A 6,130-nucleotide genomic window follows, 5' to 3' on the forward strand; every position below is an offset into this window, starting at 1 on the left:
TCCCGGATCCGCCGATGTCCACGCCGAAGATCTGCATGGCTCCACGTTACGACGGGCCACTGACAGTCACGCCCAGGAGGTCGTGGTCACTCCTCGGAAGCGCCCGATCCGCCGCGCTCGGCCACCAGGTTCGCCGCCTCTTCGCGCAGGTCGCGGCGGAGCTCCTTGGGCAGCGAGAAGGTGATGGACTCCTCGGCGGTCTTGACGATCTCCACGTCTCCGTAGCCGCGCTCGGCGAGCCACTCCAGGACCTGCTCGACCAGGACGTCCGGGACGGAGGCGCCGGAGGTGACGCCGACCGTGCTCACGCCCTCCAGCCAGGCCTCGTCGATCTCGTCGGCGAAGTCCACCAGGTACGCCTCGCGGGCACCGGCGAGCTTGGCGACCTCGACCAGGCGCTTGGAGTTGGAGGAGTTGCGAGAGCCGACGACGATCACCAGGTCGGAGTCGGCGCCCATCTGCTTCACGGCGACCTGGCGGTTCTGCGTGGCGTAGCAGATGTCGTCGCTGGGCGGGGAGATCAGGCCGGGGAACTTGGTCTTCAGGGCGTCGACGGTCTCCATGGTCTCGTCCACGGAGAGGGTGGTCTGCGACAGCCAGACGACCTTCGACGGGTCGCGGACCTCGACGTTGGCGACGTCCTCGGGGCCGTCGACCAGCTGGATGTGGTCGGGGGCCTCGCCGGAGGTGCCGATGACCTCCTCGTGGCCCTCGTGGCCGATCAGCAGGATGTCGTAGTCCTCGTTCGCGTAGCGGACGGCTTCCTTGTGGACCTTGGTGACCAGGGGGCAGGTCGCGTCGATGGTGGCGAGGCGGCCCCGCTCGGCCTCCTCGTGGACGACGGGGGCCACGCCGTGCGCCGAGAACATGACGATGTTGCCCTCGGGCACCTCCTCCGTGCGCTCGACGAAGACGGCGCCCTTCTTCTCCAGGGTCTGCACGACGTACTTGTTGTGGACGATCTCGTGCCGGACGTAGATCGGGGCGCCGTACTGTTCCAGGGCCTTCTCGACGGCGATCACGGCGCGGTCCACACCGGCGCAGTAGCCTCGGGGGGCGGCGAGCAGGACACGGCGGCGCGGCGAAGCGGTCATGGGTCCATCGTAGGGGGCGTACGGGCGCGCCGGGATCAGCTGTCCGCGCCCGGCCGGACCTCCTTGTCGGTGGCGGCCATTACGCTCGGCGCATGGCTTTGAAGACGACCCCTGAGGCGCCCCTGCCGGTCGGTGAGGTCTCCCGGTTGATCGGGGGCTGGATCGACCGGCTGGGCGCGGTGTGGGTCGAGGGGCAGATCACCCAGCTGTCGCGGCGGCCGGGCGCCGGCGTCGTGTTCCTGACGCTGCGCGACCCGTCGTACGACATCTCGGTCAGCGTGACCTGCTTCCGGCAGGTGTTCGACGAGGTGGCGGACATCGTCGGCGAGGGCGCCCGCGTCCTCGTGCTGGCCAAGCCGGAGTGGTACGCGCCCAGGGGTCAGCTCTCCCTGCGCGCGACCGAGATAAGGCCGGTCGGGGTCGGTGAGCTGCTGGCCCGGCTCGAACAGCTGAAGAAGTCGCTCGCGGCGGAGGGGCTGTTCGCGGCGGCGCGCAAGAAGCCGCTGCCGTTCCTGCCGCAGTTGATCGGTCTGGTCTGCGGCCGGGCCTCGGCGGCCGAGCGTGATGTGCTGGAGAACGCCCGGCATCGCTGGCCCGCCGTGCGCTTCGAGGTGCGCAATGTCCCCGTGCAGGGGGTGCACGCCGTCCCGCAGGTCGTGCGGGCGATCGAGGAACTGGACGCGATCGAGGACGTGGACGTCATCATCGTGGCCCGCGGCGGCGGCAGCGTGGAGGATCTGCTGCCGTTCTCCGACGAGCAGCTGGTGCGGACGGTGGCGGGCTGCCGTACCCCGGTGGTGTCCGCGATCGGGCACGAGCCGGACAGTCCGCTGCTCGACCTGGTCGCCGATCTGCGCGCCTCCACCCCGACCGACGCGGCCAAGAAGGTCGTACCGGACGTGGGCGAGGAGCTGGAGCGGGTGCGGATGCTCCAGGGGCGCGCCCGGCGCTGTGCGCACGCGCTGATCGAGCGCGAGGAGCGGGGGCTGGCGCACGCGCTGGCCCGGCCCGCGATGGAGGATCCGCACCGGATGCTCGACGAGCGCGCGGACCACGTGGCCTCCCTGGTCGGGCGGAGCCGGCGCACCCTCGGCCATCTGCTGGACCGCGCGGACTCGGAGCTGACGCACACACGCGCGCGTGTGGTGGCCCTCTCCCCCGCGGCCACGCTGAAACGCGGCTATGCGGTGCTCCAGCGTTCCGACGGGCACGTGGTGCGCGATCCGGGCGAGGTGAGTGAGGGCGAGGCGCTGCGAGCGCGCGTCGCCGACGGCGAATTCACGGTGAAGGTGGGCGAATGACCGGCAAGACGGAGACCGGCGGTACGGAAGCGACGCTCTCGTACGAGCAGGCGCGGGACGAGCTGATCGAGGTCGTACGGCGGCTGGAGGCGGGCGGCACCTCGCTGGAGGACTCCCTGGCGCTGTGGGAGCGCGGGGAGGAGCTGGCCAAGGTGTGCCGGCGCTGGCTGGAGGGGGCGCGCGCCCGCCTGGACGCGGCGCTCGCGGAGGAGGAGGAAGAAGAGGGCGGGGAGGGTGCCGAGTAGGAGCCTGCCTGCCCCGGCCGGGGCTGTGGGGTGGGTCACCTCGCAGCCAGTTTTGTTGAAAGTTAAAACTCAATGGGCGTAGGGTCGTGCGGTCAGCCGCGGTCCGGAGCGGACCGTTCGCATCACCGAGGAAGTCACGATGTCTCTCGTTCTTGACCCCGCCGCCCAGGACCTGCTGTTCCGCGAGGCCCGCACCGCGAACACCTTCACCGACGAGCCGGTGACCGAGGAGCAGGTCCGGGCGATCTACGACCTGGTCAAGTACGGCCCGACCGCCTTCAACCAGACCCCGCTGCGCGTCACCCTGGTCCGCTCCCCCGAGGCCCGCGAGCGCCTGGTGCGGCACATGGCCGAGGGCAACCGGCCCAAGACCGCCACCGCCCCGCTGGTCGCGATCCTCTCCGCGGACAACGAGTTCCACGAGGAGCTGCCGGCCCTGTTCCCGGCCTTCCCTGCCGCCAAGGACGCCTTCTTCGCCGAGCGCCCGGTCCGTGAGCGCTCCGCCGCGCTGAACTCCGCGCTCCAGGCCGCCTACTTCATCATCGGCGTGCGCGCCGCCGGCCTCGCCGCGGGCCCGATGACCGGGTTCGACTTCGAGGGCGTGCGCAAGGAGTTCCTGGACGACGACCACACCCCGCTGATGGTCGTCAACATCGGCCGTCCGGGCCCGGACGCGTCGTACCCGCGCTCCCCGCGGCTCGCGTACGAGGACGTCATCACGACCGTCTGAGCCCCACCCCGCACTTCGGAAAGGGGCCCCCGGCGTCGCCGGGGGCCCCTTTCCGATGCTCGACGGGTCACGACCGCTCGACGGGGTTCGAATGCCCGACCAGTCACGAATGCCCGACCGGTTACGGCGCGGAGGTCTTCTCCATCCGGAGCGCGGAGGCCATCTTCGTCAGGTCGGTGAAGGAGGCCGTGCCGGCGACCACGGTGGTCGAGCCGGGCGTGCCCTCCAGGACGAGGGCGTCGTAGCGACCGCCGGTGTAGTGGGTCCAGGTGCGGCCGTCGATCCGCTCGGTGGCCTTGGTGGCCTTCGCGCCCTGGGTGGCCTGGTCGATGAAGTCGGCCCGCTTCTGCGCCGACTGCTCGATCTGGACATACTGGGCATCAGGGGTCTGGAAGCCCAGGTGCCAGTAGTCGCCGTTGGCGCCGTCGTAGCTCACGGAGGTGGCCTTCCAGGTGTCGGACAGGCCCTCGGGCCCCGCCACCGGGTAGCTCGCCGCCCTGCGGGCCGTGATCAGCTCGACCCGGTAGTCGACCCGCTTGAGGTCGGGAGCGTGATTGTCGTGCGGGATGGCGAAGAGGTAGACGACCGCCGCCGCGATGCCGATCAGGGCCAGGGAGAGAATCATGTCCCGGGCCGTCTTCTGCTTGCCTTTCGAACCTGCCACGTCCCTATCGTCGCAGGTGCCTCAGGCGCTCAAACGTGGGGTCCCCTGCTCATTTTGTCTGCCTAACGATAGAGTCATGGCCAAGACCCTCATCCGGCCGTCGCCGTATCAGAAAGGTGCGCCCCGATGACCGAAAATCATCACCTGCCCTCCGAACTCGATGTTCCCGCCGAGGCTCCCGACCGCAACCTCGCCCTGGAACTCGTCCGGGTGACCGAAGCCGCGGCGATGGCCGCCGGCCGCTGGGTCGGGCGCGGTGACAAGAACGGCGCCGACGGCGCCGCGGTGCGCGCCATGCGGTCCCTCGTCTCCACCGTCTCGATGAACGGCGTCGTCGTCATCGGCGAGGGCGAGAAGGACGAAGCCCCGATGCTCTTCAACGGGGAGCACGTCGGGGACGGCACCGGCCCCGAGGTGGACATCGCCGTCGACCCGATCGACGGCACCACGCTCACCGCCAAGGGCATGCCGAACGCGATCGCGGTGCTGGCCGCCGCCGAGCGCGGCGCCATGTTCGACCCGTCCGCCGTGTTCTACATGGACAAGCTGGTCACCGGCCCCGAGGCCGCGGACTTCGTGGACATCGACGCGCCCGTCGCCGTGAACATCCGGCGGATCGCCAAGGCGAAGAAGGCGACCCCGGAGGACGTCACCGTCGTCATCCTGGACCGGCCCCGGCACGAGGGCCTGATCAAGGAGGTCCGGGAGGCCGGCGCGCGCATCAAGCTGATCTCCGACGGCGATGTCGCCGGATCCGTCTACGCGCTGCGCGAGGGCACGGGCGTCGACCTGCTGCTCGGCATCGGCGGTACGCCCGAGGGCATCATCTCGGCCTGCGCCGTGAAGTGCCTGGGCGGCACGATCCAGGGCAAGCTGTGGCCCAAGGACGACGAGGAGCGGCAGCGCGCGATCGACGCCGGGCACGACCTCGACCGGGTGCTCACGACGGATGACCTGGTGTCCGGGGAGAACGTGTTCTTCGTGGCCACCGGCATCACCGACGGTGAGCTGCTGCGCGGTGTGCGCTACCGCTCGGAGACCGCGCTCACCGAGTCGATCGTGATGCGCTCGAAGTCGGGCACGGTGCGCCGGATCGACTCCGAGCACCGCCTCAGCAAGCTGCGGGCCTACAGCGCGATCGATTTCGAGCGGGCCAAGTAAGCCACTTCGCAAGCCGTTCGGCGCCCTCTGTGCGGAGAGGGCGCCGTTCGCTTTTCCGGGCGGGAGGCGGAGAGCGCCGCCCTAGCCGGCTATGCGGTCCGTCGTCACGCGGGCCGACTTCTTCAGGTCCAGTTCGCGGCGGCGGCGCCGCGCCAGGACCACACGGCGCTCGGCGGCCGTCAGGCCGCCCCAGACGCCGTANNGTCCCGCTCCCGCGCTGGCACCCGCTGGGCCGGTACGGCAGCTACCTGCAGGGATGAATGCGGCGGTTGCAGCACGGGTCTACTCCTGACGACGGCTTCGCGAGCGAGCGACGATGCAGCAAGGCCTACCCGCTGTACGCGCGCCTATGCACTGCGTTCCCGACGGCGGGTGATTGCCGGGGAGTTCGCGACCGTCAACGGTCCAGGTGTCTGCGCAGCTTCCGCTCGACCTTGTCCTGGACCCGCTCCAGGATGTCCGAGACGAGCTTGCCGCGCTTGGGCCGGGCCTCCACATTGCCGAGGACGGCCCAGCCGTCGATGTAGACGACCGGCGCGTCCGTCTCGGTCGAGTCCAGCGTGGCCACGTCGAAGTTGCCGAGGACGCCGCCGCCGGTACCGCGCAGCGACACGTTCTCCGGGACGCGGATCTGGATGTCGCCGAAGACCGAGACGGCCTTGATCACGACCTGCTGGTACTCGAAGATCGCCTCGCTGAGGTCGATCTCGACGCTGCCGAAGATCGAGTACGCGTGCATCCGGCGCCCGGCGCGCCAGCGGCCGCGGCGGACCGCGCTGCTGAAGACGGCCACCACGTTCGCGTCGGACTCGCTGGGTATGTCGTCCGTGGGGCGCGGCGGGGCGGGGGTGTAGGCGGCGCGGGACGCGTGCTGGTGGGCGGCGGGCAGGTCCTGGATGAAGACCTCCAGCTCGCCGACCGTCTTCGCGTTGAGC

At 70.4% G+C, this 6,130-nt stretch carries 7 protein-coding genes and 1 pseudogene; 4 read left to right on the forward strand and 4 right to left on the reverse strand.

The window, feature by feature from the left end; genetic code table 11:
• Positions 1–86 precede the first annotated feature (86 nt).
• Entirely contained in the window at positions 87–1,094 is a 1,008-nt protein-coding gene (locus CCN72_RS35940) for a 4-hydroxy-3-methylbut-2-enyl diphosphate reductase (RefSeq protein ID WP_085566355.1), read from the reverse strand.
• Positions 1,095–1,186: 92 nt separating this feature from the next.
• Between CCN72_RS35940 and xseA the strand changes: the two genes are divergently transcribed.
• From xseA to CCN72_RS35955, 3 genes are all read left to right on the forward strand, one after another.
• On the forward strand, positions 1,187–2,395 hold the full coding sequence (xseA, locus tag CCN72_RS35945; protein WP_085566354.1) for an exodeoxyribonuclease VII large subunit: 1,209 nt from the start codon (positions 1,187–1,189) through the stop codon (positions 2,393–2,395).
• Positions 2,392–2,640: an exodeoxyribonuclease VII small subunit gene (locus CCN72_RS35950; protein WP_086812564.1), complete on the forward strand. Its 249-nt coding sequence runs from the start codon at positions 2,392–2,394 to the stop codon at positions 2,638–2,640. The genes xseA and CCN72_RS35950 overlap by 4 nt, the downstream gene beginning before the upstream one ends.
• A gap of 139 nt (positions 2,641–2,779) precedes the next feature.
• Positions 2,780–3,370, forward strand: a complete 591-nt coding sequence (locus CCN72_RS35955) for a malonic semialdehyde reductase (protein WP_086812565.1) — start codon at positions 2,780–2,782, stop codon at positions 3,368–3,370.
• 121 nt (positions 3,371–3,491) lie between these two features.
• Here the strand turns inward: CCN72_RS35955 and CCN72_RS35960 are convergent, their stop codons facing one another.
• On the reverse strand, positions 3,492–4,034 hold the full coding sequence (locus tag CCN72_RS35960; RefSeq protein WP_085566351.1) for a DUF4245 domain-containing protein: 543 nt from the start codon (positions 4,032–4,034) through the stop codon (positions 3,492–3,494).
• Positions 4,035–4,160: 126 nt separating this feature from the next.
• Here CCN72_RS35960 and glpX point away from each other — a divergent pair, with 126 nt between their 5' ends.
• Complete coding sequence (gene glpX, locus CCN72_RS35965) at positions 4,161–5,195, forward strand: class II fructose-bisphosphatase (RefSeq protein ID WP_037661730.1); 1,035 nt, start codon at positions 4,161–4,163, stop codon at positions 5,193–5,195.
• An 81-nt stretch (positions 5,196–5,276) separates the two neighbouring features.
• On the opposite strand, the pseudogene CCN72_RS35970 reads toward glpX, so the two are convergent.
• Positions 5,277–5,473: pseudogene (locus CCN72_RS35970) on the reverse strand (hypothetical protein).
• Between the two features lie 119 nt (positions 5,474–5,592).
• On the reverse strand, positions 5,593–6,130 hold a 538-nt coding region (locus CCN72_RS35975), incomplete at its 5' end, for a LiaF domain-containing protein (protein WP_086812567.1).

Source organism: Streptomyces murinus (assembly GCF_002154555.1).
Lineage (GTDB): Bacteria > Actinomycetota > Actinomycetes > Streptomycetales > Streptomycetaceae > Streptomyces > Streptomyces murinus.

Bases quoted from the DNA above. Each gene is read 5' to 3' on its own strand.
- CCN72_RS35950 (WP_086812564.1), top strand. From the start codon at position 2,392: ATGACCGGCAAGACGGAGACCGGCGGTACGGAAGCGACGCTCTCGTAC.
- CCN72_RS35955 (WP_086812565.1), top strand. From the start codon at position 2,780: ATGTCTCTCGTTCTTGACCCCGCCGCCCAGGACCTGCTGTTCCGCGAG.
- CCN72_RS35940 (WP_085566355.1), bottom strand. From the start codon at position 1,094: ATGACCGCTTCGCCGCGCCGCCGTGTCCTGCTCGCCGCCCCCCGAGGC.
- xseA (WP_085566354.1), top strand. From the start codon at position 1,187: ATGGCTTTGAAGACGACCCCTGAGGCGCCCCTGCCGGTCGGTGAGGTC.
- glpX (WP_037661730.1), top strand. From the start codon at position 4,161: ATGACCGAAAATCATCACCTGCCCTCCGAACTCGATGTTCCCGCCGAG.